Origin of the sequence: uncultured Wocania sp., from assembly GCF_964021735.1 — a bacterium.
Taxonomy (GTDB): domain Bacteria; phylum Bacteroidota; class Bacteroidia; order Flavobacteriales; family Flavobacteriaceae; genus Wocania_A.
The window spans coordinates 1-16,304 of record NZ_CAXIBN010000066.1; the positions used below are offsets into that span (position 1 = coordinate 1).

The window sequence follows — 16,304 nt, forward strand, 5'->3', positions numbered from 1 at the left end:
CGTTTTGCAGGACCAGTTTGCGCCATATAAGGTGATAATTCTTGAACTTTTTTTGCAGTTTCAAGAATTAATGGTTTTAATAAATCGAATTCTGCACCTTCACTTTCAGTAATTTCATGTCCAATTCGGTATAATTGATTCGTAAAATTATTAACAAAAACTGCAGCTAAATGCAACACACGACGCTGGTCGCTATTAACTTTTTTAGTAGCGCTTCCTATAGAAATAGCCAATTGTTTTAAAATATGATAATCTTTTTTATCGATGGTTTCAATACAAATCGGCACGTTTTTAAAATCCATTTCAGCATCTTTACTAAAGGTTTGTAACGGATAAAATACACCACGTTTCTGCTTTTTATCAATATCATAAACACCAACGCTGCCAGAGGTATGAATTACGAGTTGGTTTTCAAATGGAAGTTGTTTTGATAGTTCTACAATAGCATCATCACTAACTGCTATTATATAAACATCGGCATCTTTTAAAAGTGATACATCATCAATAACTTCAACCTCATTTTTATAGGAGTTAATAGCATTTAAGTTTCTGTTATACCATTGATTTATAACAACATTTTCAGCTTTGCTAAAAGCTTTAAATAGGTGAGTGGCTACATTGCCAGCGCCAAGAATAACTATTGAAATCATACTGCTAAAATAAGTAAGTATTGTATCATATAAAAGACTTATGTCTTATCTTTGCTTACTATGAATAAAAAAGATATTGAAACCAGAGACGATGTGTTTTTATTGGTTTCATCATTTTATATAAAAGTTAGAAAAGATACTGTTTTAGGACCTTTTTTTAACAATGCAATTAAAGATTGGGACGAGCATTTAGAAAAGCTAACCACATTTTGGGAATCGAGTTTGTTTATGACCAGAAAGTTGGAAAAGAAATATAAAGGCAACCCTTTAGAAGCTCATGTGAAAGTTGATAAAGAAAATAATAATACCATTTCTGAGTTACACTTCGGGCTTTGGCTAAACCTTTGGTTTCAAACTATTGATGAACTTTTTGAAGGAGATTATGCCGAAAACGCGAAACGACGTGCCAGAAAAATGGGCACGTTTTTATATTTAAAAATATTTGAAGCGAGAATGAAAGAGTAGGCAATATTTAGTATTCAGTTTGCAGTTTCAGTAATCATTTTTTATAGTAAAAATATTAGTGCATTCGTGGCAACTCTTTTAAAATTTAACAGCTTTTAATAAACATAAATCCTTAAATTTGCTCGACCTAAAAAAAGGTAGTTATTATGGAAAATAAACTCGCCAAAATTCTCTTTTCAACACGACTTACTGCTGTTTTATTTTTAGCCTTTGCTGCAGCAATGGCAATAGGCACATTTTTAGATGCAGGACAAGACACATCGCCTACGCCATACACCCGAAATTTAATATATAATGCTTGGTGGTTCGAAGCTATTATGGTGTTTTTTGTAATTAATTTTACAGGAAACATTTTTCGTTTCAGATTGTATAAAAAAGAAAAATGGGCAACCTTAATATTACATTTATCATTCATTTTTATATTATTAGGGGCATTTATTACCCGTTATGTGAGTTTTGAGGGGATGATGGCTATTCGAGAAGGTGCTACTGAAAACACCTTTTTATCTCAAAAAACATATGTAACAACTTATATTGATGGAGATTTTAAAATTGATGGGCAAAGTCAAAGACGTGTTTTAGAATCTGAAGTTGATTTTTCTAAACGCCTAAAAAACAAGTTTAAAATAAATACCGATTACAATAAACAACCCGTAACTATTGAATTGGAAAAGTTTATTGTTGGTGCTGAAGAAGATATTATTCCAGATGATAGCGGAGAACAATATTTAAAATTAGTTGAAGCTGGAGGAAATGGTGCGCACAATCATTTTTTAAAAGTTGGAGAAATTGCTAATGTTCATAATGTATTAATAGCACTTAATAAACCTACCGATGGCGCAATAAATATTACATATTCTAATGATGAGCTAACCATACAATCGCCTTTTGAAGGTAGTTATATGACTATGGCAACAAGAGCTGAAGGTGAGTTGGTAAAAGATAGCATACAGCCTTTAGTATTGCGCTCGTTATATAAAATTGGTAATATGCAAATGGTGTTTCCTAAACCCGTTGTAAAAGGTGTTTTTGATGTGGTTCAGAAATCAGAGATACTTAAAAATGATAGTGATGGTGTAGTGTTGAAAGTAACCGCAAATAACGAAACAAAAACAGTGGGATTATTAGGAGGTAAAGGAACAAATAGCGCTTTTAAACAAATTAAAGTTGGCGGTTTAGATTTTGCTTTTAAATACGGATCGAAAGTATTAGAGTTGCCATTTCAAATAAAATTGAATGATTTTGAAGCCGAACGTTACCCAGGAACTGAAAGAGGCTACTCTGCCTATTCAAGTCAAGTTACTGTTCTAGACGAACAAGAAGGCGATTTTGATTATAAAATATTTATGAATAATATTTTAGACCATCGTGGATACCGATTTTTTCAATCTGGTTTCGATCCCGATGAAAAAGGAACCATATTATCTGTAAATCATGATTATTGGGGAACTTTGCTTACCTATATTGGTTATTTTATGCTTTACTTTGGTATGATGGCTATTTTGTTTGTTAAAGGGTCTCGCTTTGGCGATTTAAAAAAACAGCTTGATAAAGTAAAAGCTAAAAAAGCAAAATTACTTTCAATAGTATTGTTATGTTTTGGGTTGAATGCCTTTTCTCAGCAACATTCTGAAAACGATGGACACGACCACTCCAAACCATCAAAAACTCAAATAGATTCTATATTAAAAGCAAACATAACACCTAAAGCACATGCCAATGAATTTGGGCATTTAGTGATTCAAGATCTTAGCGGACGTATGATGCCTGTTAATACATATGCATCAGAAATGCTCCGTAAACTAAGTAAAAGTGATACTTATGAGGGTTTTGATGCCAACCAAGTACTTTTATCTATACAAGAAAGCCCAATGTTATGGTATAATGTACCTATCATATATTTGAAGCCTAAAAAGGGAGATTCAATCAGAAGTTTAATTGGCATTAAAAAAGAAGAAAAACATGCTACATTAGCCGATTTTTTCACAGAAAGAGGTGAGTATAAATTAGCACCTTATTTAGAAGAAGCGTATAAGGCACAAGTGCCTACTGGATTTCAAAAGGAATTTAAAGAAACCGACCAACGTGTTAGTTTATTGTACAATGCTGTAGAAGGCATGTCGTTAAAAATATTCCCTATTCCTAATGATGACAATAACAAATGGATTTCGGCTTACGATTATAGAATTGACAAAGCAGTAAATAATAGAATAGAAGATTCACTTTACGGAAATTTTATAAAAAACGGATTTAGAGCTTATTTATTTACGCTAAATAATTCAAAAAAATCTGGTGATTTCTCTGAAGCTTCAAAACTTTTATCAGCCTTTAAAAAAACGCAGCATCAATACGGAGCTTCGGTTATGTTGAGTGATGATAAAGTTAAAACAGAAGTTTTATACAATAAATACGATATTTTTAAAAAGCTTTTTAGCTGGTATATGTATGCAGGTACATTACTGTTTATAATATTAATTGTTCAAATATTTAAAGAGAAAAGTAAGGCTATAAATATTGCTGTAAATGTCTTAAAAGTTATAATACTTGGTCTCTTTATTTTGCATACCACAGGTTTAATTGTGCGTTGGTATATTTCTGGTCATGCGCCATGGAGCGATGCTTACGAATCTATGATTTACGTAGCCTGGTCTACGATGTTATTTGGTTTAATTACAGGAATAAGTAAGAAAAAAGAGAAGGGCGATAAAGATAATGTTTCAGGAATTCTATTGGCTATTTTAGGAAAAAGAAATACTTCTGATTTAACCATTGCGGCAGGAGCTTTTGTAACTTCTATGATTTTAATGATTGCGCATTGGAATTGGATGGATCCTGCCATTGCCAATTTACAACCTGTACTTAATAGTTATTGGCTCATGATTCACGTTGCGGTAATTGTAGCAAGTTACGGGCCATTTGCATTGGGTATGATTTTAGGCGTTGTATCATTATTATTGATGATTTTCACTACAAAAGAAAATAAAGTGAAAATGGATTTAAACATTAAAGAACTTACCATAATTACTGAAATGGCTTTAACTGTAGGTTTAGTGATGTTAACTATTGGTAACTTTTTAGGCGGTATGTGGGCAAACGAAAGTTGGGGACGCTATTGGGGTTGGGATCCTAAAGAAACTTGGGCACTTATTAGTATTATGATTTATGCCTTTGTAATACACATGCGATTGATTCCTGGGTTGCGCGGACGTTGGTTTTTTAACCTGATGTCTATCGTGGCGTTTGCTAGTATTTTAATGACCTATTTTGGAGTGAATTTCTATTTAGCTGGATTGCATAGTTATGCTAGTGGTGACCAAATAGTGAGTGTTAAGTTTATATTAATTGCTTGTGCTATCGTTGCTGTTTTAGGGTTTTTCGCTTACCGCGGATATGCTAAGTATTATAAGAAATAAATTCCTGCGGAGGCAGGAATCTGTTTATTTTAAATTTTTTCACTCGTCTCTTAAATGTTTTAATGCGTGATTTTAAGACTTTTTGTAAACTGTAAATTTAGCGGATTTGAAAGGTTATGACAGATAAATTACAGCATATAACTGACTTGCCCGCGTTAGGGATTGAGGCATTTGTTGGAGCTCGCCGACGCAGGAGGAAGCGACTGCCGAAAGCCCGACCCATAGGGTAACGTCCTATTATTATTTATAAATCAATCCTAAAACATAGCCGTAGCCAAGTCCGAATAAAATAGCTAAACCGAAACTTAATAAACTGCCTATTAGTATGTATTCGGTTAGTTTTCGGTCTTTTGCTTTTGATAAATCGCCAAAACGAAACACCGATTTTGCTGCTAATAAAAACCCGATGCCTTCCCAATGTTGTGTGATTATAAAGGCGAATACAAATAGACGTTCTAGCATGCCAATGTAAGCCCCAGCGTTTTCTAAGGATTCCTCGTTGCTGTCTTCTTTTAAATACCATTTAGAAATGATGGTTCTCATAATTATTGACGAGACTACGGTTACGCCCAATAAACTTGTGATTAGCAATAAAAAGGCTGGATTATAAAGCGAATCGATGCTAAATTGATAAGGTTCGTAAATGCTAACTACCAAAGCAATTAGTATAAAATGTGCAAGCTGGTCTAAGCCAAAAAGTAGTCTGTTGTTGAGTACAGCTTTTAAATGAAGCTTTATTACATCGATAATGAAATGAGAAATAATAATGATTAAAATACCCAGCCAATACTTAAAATCGGCTTGCAAAACTAAAAGTAAAGCACCCAAATGCACTACAATGTGCCAGTATAAAAATTTGGATTTATGTTTATGTATTTCTTTATGAATCACCCATTTTTGGGGTTGTAATAAAAAATCGCCTATAAAATGTGCTAATATTAATTTGATGAATAATGCTAACATAAGGTTTGTATTTGGGTTTCGTAGTAGTATAATAGTTTTGAGATTTCATCATAGCCAGCGCGTTTAAGACCTTGACTAATATTGCCTTGAGTTCTTTTTAAAATTTTTGCTAATTGACTTTGGTTCAAGTCTGGATTTTCTAAAGCAGTTTTTATAAGAATTGCTGAGGTACTAGTCCAATTATTTAAAATTAATTGAGCAAGTTCTAGCATAATGTTTATTGAGTTGTCAAATTCATTAAAAGGTGATTTTACAGCAAGTGTTGTTTTTTTAAGAGCTTCAAAACACTCGCCCGAATTAACAAAAGCACTGCCGTTAGATTCTGTAATTTTATCAGATTGATATGTTTTTTCCCCTATGCCAATGGCTAATCTTACATCAATATTTTCAAATTGCTTTATAGTCGCTTTAATTAAAACACAAGCTTTTAAGGCTTGTTTTGGATTAATTTCCAACTGAAAACTGTCGCCTCTATATATTTCCCATGACAAAGGAGAATTACCATAACTATTCAAAATAGTTTTAAGAGTCTCTAGCCATAGTTTTGGAGAACTTTTTTTAGAATTTATAATATCACCTGTTATTATACTTGTCATAGTTTAGCAATAGATATAATCCAAATGTATAAATTTTTATTCAAGAAAGCAAAATTATTAGCTAAAAGACTAATAATTATAAATATTAGCTTTTGGGCTAATAATTATGAATATCACCTTTTTAGAAGATAATCAAAGATGCTTTATAACATGTAAATAATTGTTTTTGCTTTTTTCGAACTCACTTTAAAACAAATATCTTTGCACAATAATTTTTAAAAAAGAATAGGAATGAAATTATTTAAAGAATTTAAAGAATTTGCCGTAAAAGGTAATATGATGGATATGGCAATAGGTATTATTATTGGAGCAGCCTTTAATAAAGTAATTGACGTGTTGGTAAAAAAAGTATTTTTGCCACCATTATCGTTATTAACGGATGGTGTAAATTTTGAGAATAAACGCATTATACTTAAAGATGCAGTAGAAAATGCCAACGGAACAATGCTTACAAACGAAGTTGCTATAGGTTATGGTGCTTTGGGCGAAGCCTTTTTAGATTTTATTATTATAGGGTTCACAGTATTTATTGTAGTTAAGTTTATGAATAGATTACGTAAAAAAGCGCAAGACACAAAAGATACTACGGTTGCTACACCAAAAGATATTGAGTTACTTTCTAGGTTAACAGATTTAATGGAAGAACAAAATGCGTTGTTAAAGTCTAAAAACTAAATTATGGCAAAAACGGGGCGTGATAAAAACACGAAGAATAAAGCGAAACATTCTAAATTAATGGCTCAGAAAAAGAATAAAAAGAAAGCTGAAGAAGCTTTACGTAAGGAGCGATTAAAAGCTATTATTAAAAAATCGAAAGAGGACTAATTTTTCGTTAAACCGAATTTGTTTCAGTTTCTCATTAATATAGATTTTTATCTCAAAATATTTTCTATCTCGCTAAACCTAATCTCACTAAAATCACTAATCACTTTATTGGCTGTTGAATAATCTTGATTTTTCGAATGCTCGCTATCAAAACCAACACAATAGATACCCGCAGCATTTGCCGCTTTTATACCATTGGTGGAATCTTCAATAACTATACATTCTTCCCTTTTAAAACCTGAAGCTTTAGCAGCATTTATAAAAATTTCTGGGTGTGGTTTCGAGGCTTTTAAATCGGCTCCGCTAAGTTTATCTACAAAGTATTGATCGAGATTAAAACGCATAAAAATTCTATTAATATTAGGCATCGAAGCCGAAGATGCTAATACTAATTTTAAACCGTTGCTATGGTAATCTTTAATCAATTCTAAAACGCCATCAATAAGTTTAAAACTGTTATCATTATTAAATAAATATTTAAAATGCTTACGTTTTATAGCCATTAATGTTTCGGGCGATTCATTAAGATTAAATGTTTTACATAAATGCTGACAAATGGGTAGTGTTGCTTGTCCAGTAAAAGACTCGTAAAGTGCATCAGACACATCAATATTCACATCTTTAAACATGTTTTGATAGGCTTTGTGGTGCAACGGTTCGCTATCAACAATAACACCATCCATATCAAAAATAACAGCTTTTAACATTTCAAAATTTTTTGGCGAAGATATGCCATACAGTACAAATTCCCTAAGCGCATTTTGTAGTTTTAAATTAATTTGTCATATTTGCGGTCTTATGATTGCATAATTCGACTTCCGTTCTGTATCGAGATTCCCTCGAACTAAAAAATACTAAACACTCCTTGTGTTTGGTTATGTCTATATTTTATATTTTTCAAAATGCAATCAAATAAAATTTCATTAAAACAATTCATTCAATATTTTAAAATAGCTGTTACTGGCAAAGACCAAGAATTTACATCTGGTAGTATACGTAAAGCAGTTTTTATGCTATCTATTCCTATGATTTTAGAAATGCTCATGGAATCTATTTTTGCGCTAGTAGATATTATGTATGTATCTCAAGTTAGTGTAAATGCGGTGGCAACCATAGGTTTAACTGAATCTGTTATTACATTAGTGTATGCCGTTGCCATTGGTTTAAGTATGGCAGCAACAGCTGTAGTGGCAAGACGTATTGGAGAAACAGATGTAAAAGGCGCATCAAATGCCGCAGTTCAAGTTATATTTTTAGGTGTATTTGTGGCAGCAATTATTAGTGCATTAGGTATCATTTATCCTAAAGAAATATTAGGTTTGATGGGTGCAGAACCGGATCTTATTGCTGAAGGTTACGGTTATACACAAGTGCTTTTAGGCGGAAATGCAACTATTATGTTACTGTTTTTAATTAATGCTATTTTTAGAGGAGCGGGAAATGCATCGGTAGCGATGTGGACACTTATTTTGTCAAACGGACTTAATATTATTTTAGATCCGATGTTTATTTTTGGTTTCGGTCCTATTCCAGCTTATGGTGTTAAAGGTGCTGCTATTGCTACAACCATCGGTCGTGGTACTGCAGTGGTTTTTCAATTGGCTGTTTTATTTTATGGATATAGTAAAATTAAAATTGGTGTTAAAGATTTAGTACTTCGTGTTGGTGTGATGCTGAATTTAATAAAGGTGTCAATAGGTGGTATTGGTCAGTTTTTAATAGGCACATCATCCTGGGTATTTTTAATGCGAATTATGAGTGAGTTTGGTAGCGAAGTGTTGGCGGGTTACACCATTGCCATTCGTGTTATGATGTTTACATTGATGCCAGCTTGGGGCATGAGTAACGCTGCTGCAACTTTAGTAGGACAAAATTTAGGTGCTAAAAAACCAGAACGTGCAGAACAATCGGTTTGGAAAACAGGAAAGTATTCTGCTATTTTTATGGGTATTGTATCTGTGATTTATTTAGTGTTCGCACCACAAATTATTATATTGTTTAATGCTACTCCAGATGTTGTAAAATATGGTAGCCTGTGTTTGCGAGTCATTGCTGCAGGTTACATTTTTTACGGTTATGGTATGGTGGTTATCAATGCGTTTAATGGTGCAGGCGATACCAAAACACCTACTTATATTAATTTTGTTTGTTTTTGGTTATTGCAATTACCATTTGCATATATAATGGCAATTACTTTAGGTTTTGGGCCTGCTGGTGTGTTTTGGGCAATTACTTTAGCAGAAGTTTTAATAGCTATTATTGCTATTGTTTGGTTTAAAAAAGGACATTGGAAAACGGTTGAGGTGTAATAAAAGAAGTATAAAATGAAAATAGGAAAACAATTTAATACGCTAAACAAATCTGAATACGTTCATTATATAGATAATTATAAAAAGTACACAGACTTTAATACATTGGGCTTGTATAAATCAATTTGTGAAAATGAAAAACTTAATCTTGATGATAAGATTGAAATTAGAGATTATGCAAATCGATTTTTTGAAAAAACATTTAATTTTTATCAATTAAAAGATCCATTAACCTATTTTAATTTAATCACTTTAGGTGAAGAAATGACTGTTGCTGATGAAAGTAAAGTTTGGGACGATATAAAATCAAATCAGGAAAAAATATTAACTGATAAGAAAATTAAACATAGAAATTTTGGAGACTATTCAAAACATAATTGTGGTTATGATAACTGTCGTTTTAATGGATTAATGATTAGACAAGGATCAGCTCTAGCTGAAGGTTCTATGCATTTTAATTCTGATAAAAATAGCTTTGGAGCTAAAAACAAATCAGAAAGGATGAAAAAACAAAGAAAAAACATTTCAAAAATAATAAATGAGGAATTAGACGATTTAATTTTATAGCTATCAAAAAACAAACAAACATTCACTCTAACAATAAGCACAAATCGGGTTACGATTTAGATGCTTTATCTGTTTGTTTTCCAGAATTAGAAGCTTTTATACTTGTAAATAAATACGAAATTAAAACGATTGATTTTGCAAACCCAGACGCTGTAAAAGCTCTTAATACAGCGTTGTTGTATAAATACTATAATATTGATTTTTGGAAATTTCCAGATGCTAATTTATGCCCGCCAATTCCTGGTCGCGTAGACTATATTCATTATTTAGCAGATTTACTTAAAGCTTCAAACTTAAAAGAAAACATTAGTATTTTAGATATAGGAACTGGAGCAACATGTATTTATCCTATTTTGGGAGTTGCCGAGTATAACTGGAGTTTTGTGGCGACTGATATTGATAAAACTTCCATAGAAACTGCTCAAAAAATCATTAATAAAAACAACTTAAATGATTCAATTTCTTTAAGACATCAAAAAGATAGTTCGAGAATTTTTAAAGGTGTTTTAAATGAAGATGATAGGTTTTCAGCATCAATATGCAATCCGCCATTTTATAAATCGAAAACCGAAGCTTTAGAGGCTACAACAAGAAAACTAAAAGGCTTAAATAGAGTAGAAGATAAGCTTGTAAGAAACTTTGCTGGCACGCAAAACGAACTTTGGTACAAAGGAGGCGAAAAAGCGTTTATTCATAATTATTTATATGAAAGCTCTTTGTTTAAAGAACAATGTGTTTGGTTTACCACATTAGTATCTAAAAAAGATTTAGTAAGAGGTATTTATGTCTCTTTAAAAAAGCTTGGAGCAATTCATATTAAAACTATTAATATGGGGCAAGGCAATAAAATATCGCGTATTGTAGCTTGGACGTTTTTAACTAAAGAAAAGTAAAAATAGCATAAGAAATATTAGATTTAGCTGTTTTTTTTCTTTTTTCTTAAATCTGTTTTAAAAAACAAACCAACTTGTATTCTATGTAAATTCTCTTTATTAGATGTGTTTCTATTTATATACCCTAGTTGTATGTTGCTAGATTTAGAAATATTAATACCTAAACCAGTATATAGCCTATTTTCTGGTGTGTTGCTTAATTTTGGGGTTAATAAAAGTTCGTTAGTTAAGCGAGCAAACCATGTTTTGTTTAAATTAAATTTAGTGCCAATACGATAGCGTAGCCTTGCTACTTTTGGTTTAGAATCATGTTTTCTAAAAAAACGATGCTCTATTCTAAATCTATGGTCTAAAGGTATTTTGCTTAATTTATGTTTGAATGTAATTTGTTCGGTTATGCGGCTTTCGTAAGTATGTGGTGAACTGCTGCTTATATTACCGTCAAAATCTGAATATCCCAAATAAATACTTGCTGTTAATTTTGGATTAAAGTGGTAATTATAACTTGTTTTTATTAAAAAGAAGTTAAAGTTATCATTAACCTCATATAACCATAGTTGAGTGTAAACATTGATGCTTGTTTTTTCTGAAATTCTGTGATTGCTTCCTATTTCGTACCAAGCTCCTAATTTATCCTCAGGGTTTATTTGTGAATAACTAGAGTAGAAAACCATAAAAAGACTAATTATAAGTAATCGTTTTTTCATTTTTTAAATATAAAAATTTAATTTATTCATTCTATAAATTTGAGTTGTATAGAAGATAAAAGGAGCTCAAAAAGAGCTCCTTTTACGGTTAAATAAGAACCTATTAAAGGTGCTCGTGTAAGTGATGGTGTTCATCAATTAGTGGACCACCTTCAATAATTTGTTCAGATGCTTGTTGAGCAAATTTCTCAAAGTTTAAGTGAAAAGAGTGTGCTAATTGAATAGCTTTCCCCACGTAAGCTCCTTTTTGTAACCAAGTATTCATCGGGTCTAAAATTTCTGTTGGTACTCCAGGACAGTATTTAGGCATGTATAATCCGAAAATAAAGTTTTGTTCGTAATCTACATTATCTAAATCACCGTTAAGAATAGCTGTAATCATAGCTCTTGTGTATTTTAATTTTATACGAGATCCAACACCGTAAGGTCCTGCGCTCCATCCTGTATTAATTAACCAAACATTTACGCCAGCTTCTGTCATTTTTTTACTTAACATTTCACCATAAACTGTTGGGTGTAATGGCATAAATGGTTCTCCAAAACAAGCGGAGAATGATGGTACCGGTTCTGTAATTCCAGCTTCTGTTCCTGCAACTTTAGCAGTATACCCTGAGATAAAGTGATATGCAGCTTGACCAGGCGTTAATTTAGATACTGGAGGTAAAACTCCAAAAGCATCACAAGTTAAAAAGAAAATGTTTTTAGGATTGTTTGCATAAAGTGTTTCTTGGATATTATCTATATGATGAATAGGGTAACTTACACGTGTATTTTGTGTAATACTACTATCCATATAATCAGGTTCACCATTTTCTTTAAATACAATATTTTCAAGTATAGCACCTGGTTTTATCGCTCTAAAAATGTCTGGTTCTTTTTCTTCAGTTAAATCAATTACTTTAGCATAACACCCACCTTCAAAGTTAAAGATTGTATTATCTGCTGTCCAACCATGTTCATCATCACCAATAAGCTTTCTGTCTGGATCTGCAGATAATGTTGTTTTTCCAGTACCTGATAATCCAAAGAATATAGCTGTATCTCCTTTTTTACCTACATTCGCAGAACAGTGCATTGGTAGTACGTTTCTTTCTGTTGGTAAAATCATGTTTAATGCAGAGAAAATACCTTTTTTCATTTCGCCAGTATAGGCAGATCCTCCAACTAAAGCTATTTTTTGAGTAAAGTTTAATATTGAAAAATTCCCTTGACGAATACCAAATTCTTTTGGATCTGGACAAACATATCCTGGAGCACAAAGAATTAACCAATCTTCTTTAAAGTTTTCTAGTTCTTTTTGGCTAGGTCTTAAAAACATGTTGTAAACAAACATGTTTGACCATGGTAATTCGGTTACTGTTCTAATATTTGTTTTATATTCTGGCTCTGCACAAACGTATCCATCTCTAGCATAAATTTCTTTTCCAGAAAGATATTTAGTGATTTCATTTTTAAGCTTGTCAAAATTTTCAGGAGATACAGGTTTGTTAGTTTTACCCCACCAAACTTTATCAGCAGTATAGTCGTCCTTTACAAGGAAACGATCTTGAGGAGAACGACCAGTAAATTTACCAGTGTTTATAGCAAGTGTTCCGTTTGCTGTTTCTTTTCCCATTCCTTTTTCAACTGTAATTTTCTGAAGCTCTTCAGGTGATAAATTCCAGTTTACTGTTACATCTTTTAATCCATACCTTTCAAGGCTTGTGTCATTTTGAACTGTTCCTGTTGTTTTCATTTTTATTAAATTTTAAGGTTCCTATTAATAATTTGTTTATTTAAAATGGCCATATTATTGGCACGAGTATCATAGATATTATAAAGAATATTAAAAGCAATGGTGCGCCTACTTTTAAGTAATTCATAAACTTATAACCGCCAGCTGTCATTACCATAGCATTTGTTGTGGTGCCTATTGGTGTTAAAAAAGCTGTTGATGCACTTATAGCAACTGCAATCATAAATGGTTCTGGCGATAGATTTAAAGAGCCTGCGGCTAGAATGGCTATTGGTGCCATTAGTACTGCTGTTGCTGAGTTGTTTATTACTTGACTAAAAGTAGTAGTTAGCAAAAACACACCACCTAATAATGCTATGGGGTGTATAGCACCTAAATATTCAACTAAGCCATTTGCAATTACCTGTGCAGTTCCTGTTTTTTGTAGTGCAATACCCATAGGTATCATAGCAGCAATCATAACAACACTAGTCCAACTAATTCCTTTATATGCTTTAGATATGGGGACGCAACCAGTTAATAAAACAATACCAGCAGAGATTAAAGCTGCAATTGAACCAGGTACAATTTTAAATACCATAAATATTATCATTAAAACTAAAGCACCTAGAGCTATGAAAGATTTTGTATTGAGAGCTTCAACGTTTTTAGCCATTCCTTCTGGACTACCAATAATTACTAAGTTTTCGTGTTGTTTTTTAAGGTCGTCAATATGCTCCCATGTTCCTCTTATTAAAAAGGCATCTCCAGTTTTTACAGTAATCTCTTTTTCTAATAGAGGTTTCCCATTTCTTGAAGCTGCTAATAATTGTATTCCAAATCGTTTAAAATAATCGCCTAACTTATAGCGTCTTCCTACTAAAATAGAATTAGGATTTACAATCACTTCAGTCATACCAACTTCTTGGTTTATCAAGTTGTGTTTCAATTCATCGGTAATAGTTTCAAGTGGTAAAAGTCCTAGCCTAAAAGTAATCATCATTTTATTAATAGCCTCAGTATCACCCTTTAGTGTAATAATATCATGATAGAGAAATTCTGTGTTTGGGTCTGGGAATTCAATAAAAGTTGGTATTCCTTTTAAAACATTTGGATGTCTTCTTTTTATACGGATTATAGATACATTGTAAGTTTTTTCAAATTGCCAAGCTTCTATTTTTGTGTTTAGTAGTGGTGATATAGATCTAACACGTAATCGATAATAACCGCTATCAATTTTATAAGCTTCTATCCAATTGTGTAAAGTAGATTCAATATTAACAGGTTTATTATTTGTTTTGTTTTTAGGCAATAGTTTATAGCCAATATATCTAAAATATACAATTGCTATAATAAGTAATGGTAAACCAATTAAAGCAAATTCAAAGAATGAAAACCCTTCAAAACCAGAATCTATAAGTGCATTACTAGCTATAATATTTGGAGGTGTTCCTGTTAAGGTTAATAACCCTCCAGTATTAGACCCAAAAGCTACAGGCATTAGCATTTTAGATGGTAGTGTACCAATACTCCAAGCCGATGAGATAGTTAAAGGCATTAGCGTAGCTACAGTACCAGTGTTGCTTACAAAACCAGATAATACACCTGCGCCAAGCGTTACAATTACTAATAATTTAGGAATGCTTTTTCCTGCCCACTCCACAAACTTTTTACCAGCCATAGCTGTCCAACCGGTTTGAGCAATACCTTCTCCAATTATAAAGAGTGCTGCAATCATAATAACAGTTGGGTTACTAAATCCACTTAAAGTTTCGGTAGCATCTAAAATACCTGTTAAAAACAAACTTATCATAGATATTAGTGCTACAATATCTGGTGTAAATTTGCCCCAAACAAAAAGTGCAATTGTAATTGTTAATATCAGTAGCATTAAATAGATCATACTTTATAATTCTTTTTAGTTGTAGTACTTAATAATTATAGAGTAAAATTACACTAGAAGCTCTACTAGAATTATGACTAATGTCATGCTTTTACAATAACAGTTATTTTTCAATTATTGTTATATTTATCAAACAAAATCAGTAAATAGTATTAACGAATACGTTTTCGTAATAATGAGTTTTATGGATTTACTAATTTTTATTGCACATTTAGATGTAAATCTTTAAAGAAATTGAATGAAAAACTAAAAAATAATAGGTTTAAAAGGCTATTTTTGGTTTTTTATGAATAATATATAATTATATGAAATTAGATATTCTTGCTTTTGGCGCGCATCCAGATGATGTTGAGTTAGGTTGTGGAGCTACCATAGCAAAAGAAATAGCCAATGGTAAAAAAGTTGGCATTATTGATTTAACTAAAGGCGAACTAGGAACGCGTGGTACTGCTGAGACTAGAGCAACTGAATCTAATAATGCCGCTGAAATATTAGGTGTTTCTGTTAGAGAAAACCTAGGTTTAGCAGATGGTTTTTTTGTAAATGATAGACAGCATCAATTAGAGGTTATTAAAATGATTCGTAAATACAAGCCAGAACTTATAATTTGTAATGCTATTGATGACAGACATATTGACCACGGAAAAGGAAGCCAATTAGTAAGTGATGCTTGTTTTTTAAGCGGATTAATTAAAATAGAAACAGCTATTGATGGTGATATGCAAAAGCCATGGAGACCAAAACAAGTTTATCACTATATTCAATGGAAAAATTTAGAACCTGATTTGGTAGTAGATGTTTCTGATTTTATAGATGTAAAAATGAAAGCTGTTTTAGCCTATAAAACACAGTTTTACGATGCTACAAGTAAAGAACCAGAAACGCCAATATCTAGTAAAAATTTTACAGATAGTATAATTTACAGATCTAGAGATTTAGGACGTTTAGTTGGAGTAGAATATGCAGAAGGATTTACGGTTGACCGCTATCTAGCGGTTAATAGTTTGTTTGATTTGAAATAAAAATTATTCTTAAAAAAATAAAGAAATACTTTGCGGTAAATACTAAATAATTTACATTTGCACACGCATTATAAAATGCAAGTTACAGGGTAGCTTTTACTAATTAGTTAGAGTGCTCCTTTTTCTAAACTTTTTAAAAGTTTTAAATAAAAAACATGGTGGTTGTAGCTCAGTTGGTTAGAGCATTGGTTTGTGGTACCAAGGGTCGCCGGTTCGAATCCGGTCTTCCACCCAAAAAGTAAAAGCCTTTCAAGAAATTGAAAGGCTTTTTTTGTGG

At 32.0% G+C, this 16,304-nt stretch carries 15 protein-coding genes and 1 tRNA gene; 9 read left to right on the forward strand and 7 right to left on the reverse strand.

Annotation, left to right across the window (positions count from 1 at the left end; all coding sequences use genetic code 11):
- Positions 1–650, reverse strand: a 650-nt coding sequence (locus AADI82_RS07580; RefSeq protein ID WP_341215843.1) for a Rossmann-like and DUF2520 domain-containing protein, incomplete at its 3' end; no start/stop codon positions are given.
- A gap of 60 nt (positions 651–710) precedes the next feature.
- On the opposite strand from AADI82_RS07580, the gene AADI82_RS07585 reads away from it, so the two are divergent.
- Both AADI82_RS07585 and ccsA read left to right on the forward strand, forming a co-directional pair.
- A complete protein-coding gene (locus tag AADI82_RS07585; RefSeq protein ID WP_341215844.1) occupies positions 711–1,115 on the forward strand; it encodes a group III truncated hemoglobin in 405 nt (134 codons plus the stop codon).
- Positions 1,116–1,261: 146 nt separating this feature from the next.
- Positions 1,262–4,528, forward strand: coding sequence for a cytochrome c biogenesis protein CcsA (ccsA, locus tag AADI82_RS07590; RefSeq protein WP_341215845.1), 3,267 nt, complete (start codon positions 1,262–1,264; stop codon positions 4,526–4,528).
- Between the two features lie 240 nt (positions 4,529–4,768).
- Here the strand turns inward: ccsA and AADI82_RS07595 are convergent, their stop codons facing one another.
- Both AADI82_RS07595 and AADI82_RS07600 read right to left on the reverse strand, forming a co-directional pair.
- The gene (locus tag AADI82_RS07595) at positions 4,769–5,491 is read right to left on the reverse strand and encodes a DUF3307 domain-containing protein (protein ID WP_341215846.1); all 723 of its coding nucleotides are present in this window, start codon (positions 5,489–5,491) and stop codon (positions 4,769–4,771) included.
- The gene (locus AADI82_RS07600) at positions 5,485–6,087 is read right to left on the reverse strand and encodes a SatD family protein (RefSeq protein WP_341215847.1); all 603 of its coding nucleotides are present in this window, start codon (positions 6,085–6,087) and stop codon (positions 5,485–5,487) included. The genes AADI82_RS07595 and AADI82_RS07600 overlap by 7 nt, the downstream gene beginning before the upstream one ends.
- 231 nt (positions 6,088–6,318) lie before the next feature.
- On the opposite strand from AADI82_RS07600, the gene mscL reads away from it, so the two are divergent.
- Together mscL and AADI82_RS07610 are read left to right on the forward strand one after the other, a co-directional pair.
- On the forward strand, positions 6,319–6,762 hold the full coding sequence (gene mscL / locus AADI82_RS07605; RefSeq protein WP_341215848.1) for a large conductance mechanosensitive channel protein MscL: 444 nt from the start codon (positions 6,319–6,321) through the stop codon (positions 6,760–6,762).
- A gap of 3 nt (positions 6,763–6,765) precedes the next feature.
- Entirely contained in the window at positions 6,766–6,912 is a 147-nt protein-coding gene (locus tag AADI82_RS07610; RefSeq protein WP_341215849.1) for a hypothetical protein, read from the forward strand.
- A gap of 47 nt (positions 6,913–6,959) precedes the next feature.
- Here the strand turns inward: AADI82_RS07610 and AADI82_RS07615 are convergent, their stop codons facing one another.
- On the reverse strand, positions 6,960–7,619 hold the full coding sequence (locus AADI82_RS07615; RefSeq protein ID WP_341215850.1) for an HAD family phosphatase: 660 nt from the start codon (positions 7,617–7,619) through the stop codon (positions 6,960–6,962).
- A gap of 195 nt (positions 7,620–7,814) precedes the next feature.
- Between AADI82_RS07615 and AADI82_RS07620 the strand changes: the two genes are divergently transcribed.
- From AADI82_RS07620 to rlmF, 3 genes are read left to right on the forward strand one after another with little or no spacing between them, the layout of a single operon-like run.
- Positions 7,815–9,221 carry an MATE family efflux transporter gene (locus AADI82_RS07620; RefSeq protein WP_341215851.1) on the forward strand — a complete coding sequence of 469 codons (1,407 nt, stop codon included), beginning with the start codon at positions 7,815–7,817 and terminating at the stop codon, positions 9,219–9,221.
- Positions 9,222–9,236: 15 nt separating this feature from the next.
- Positions 9,237–9,788 (forward strand): hypothetical protein, encoded by a 552-nt coding sequence (locus AADI82_RS07625; protein ID WP_341215852.1) that lies wholly within the window; start codon positions 9,237–9,239, stop codon positions 9,786–9,788.
- A gap of 20 nt (positions 9,789–9,808) precedes the next feature.
- Entirely contained in the window at positions 9,809–10,681 is an 873-nt protein-coding gene (gene rlmF / locus AADI82_RS07630; protein ID WP_341215857.1) for a 23S rRNA (adenine(1618)-N(6))-methyltransferase RlmF, read from the forward strand.
- Positions 10,682–10,704: 23 nt separating this feature from the next.
- On the opposite strand, the gene AADI82_RS07635 is transcribed toward rlmF, so the two are convergent.
- The 3 genes from AADI82_RS07635 to AADI82_RS07645 form a co-directional block, all read right to left on the reverse strand.
- Positions 10,705–11,388 carry a DUF2490 domain-containing protein gene (locus AADI82_RS07635; protein WP_341215853.1) on the reverse strand — a complete coding sequence of 228 codons (684 nt, stop codon included), beginning with the start codon at positions 11,386–11,388 and terminating at the stop codon, positions 10,705–10,707.
- A gap of 103 nt (positions 11,389–11,491) precedes the next feature.
- Positions 11,492–13,123 (reverse strand): phosphoenolpyruvate carboxykinase (ATP), encoded by a 1,632-nt coding sequence (gene pckA, locus AADI82_RS07640; protein ID WP_341215854.1) that lies wholly within the window; start codon positions 13,121–13,123, stop codon positions 11,492–11,494.
- Positions 13,124–13,163: 40 nt separating this feature from the next.
- Complete coding sequence (locus AADI82_RS07645; RefSeq protein ID WP_341215855.1) at positions 13,164–14,993, reverse strand: SLC13 family permease; 1,830 nt, start codon at positions 14,991–14,993, stop codon at positions 13,164–13,166.
- A gap of 317 nt (positions 14,994–15,310) precedes the next feature.
- Here AADI82_RS07645 and bshB1 point away from each other — a divergent pair, with 317 nt between their 5' ends.
- Together bshB1 and AADI82_RS07655 are read left to right on the forward strand one after the other, a co-directional pair.
- On the forward strand, positions 15,311–16,027 hold the full coding sequence (bshB1, locus tag AADI82_RS07650; RefSeq protein WP_341215856.1) for a bacillithiol biosynthesis deacetylase BshB1: 717 nt from the start codon (positions 15,311–15,313) through the stop codon (positions 16,025–16,027).
- Between the two features lie 157 nt (positions 16,028–16,184).
- Positions 16,185–16,260: transfer RNA gene (locus AADI82_RS07655), tRNA-His, on the forward strand.
- Positions 16,261–16,304: the final 44 nt, after the last annotated feature.

Coding starts and splice junctions, on each gene's coding strand:
- AADI82_RS07635 (WP_341215853.1), bottom strand. CDS start 11,388: ATGAAAAAACGATTACTTATAATTAGTCTTTTTATGGTTTTCTACTCT.
- pckA (WP_341215854.1), bottom strand. CDS start 13,123: ATGAAAACAACAGGAACAGTTCAAAATGACACAAGCCTTGAAAGGTAT.
- AADI82_RS07585 (WP_341215844.1), top strand. CDS start 711: ATGAATAAAAAAGATATTGAAACCAGAGACGATGTGTTTTTATTGGTT.
- AADI82_RS07625 (WP_341215852.1), top strand. CDS start 9,237: ATGAAAATAGGAAAACAATTTAATACGCTAAACAAATCTGAATACGTT.
- AADI82_RS07610 (WP_341215849.1), top strand. CDS start 6,766: ATGGCAAAAACGGGGCGTGATAAAAACACGAAGAATAAAGCGAAACAT.
- mscL (WP_341215848.1), top strand. CDS start 6,319: ATGAAATTATTTAAAGAATTTAAAGAATTTGCCGTAAAAGGTAATATG.
- ccsA (WP_341215845.1), top strand. CDS start 1,262: ATGGAAAATAAACTCGCCAAAATTCTCTTTTCAACACGACTTACTGCT.
- AADI82_RS07600 (WP_341215847.1), bottom strand. CDS start 6,087: ATGACAAGTATAATAACAGGTGATATTATAAATTCTAAAAAAAGTTCT.
- AADI82_RS07620 (WP_341215851.1), top strand. CDS start 7,815: ATGCAATCAAATAAAATTTCATTAAAACAATTCATTCAATATTTTAAA.
- AADI82_RS07615 (WP_341215850.1), bottom strand. CDS start 7,619: ATGTTAAAAGCTGTTATTTTTGATATGGATGGTGTTATTGTTGATAGC.
- bshB1 (WP_341215856.1), top strand. CDS start 15,311: ATGAAATTAGATATTCTTGCTTTTGGCGCGCATCCAGATGATGTTGAG.
- AADI82_RS07595 (WP_341215846.1), bottom strand. CDS start 5,491: ATGTTAGCATTATTCATCAAATTAATATTAGCACATTTTATAGGCGAT.
- AADI82_RS07645 (WP_341215855.1), bottom strand. CDS start 14,993: ATGCTACTGATATTAACAATTACAATTGCACTTTTTGTTTGGGGCAAA.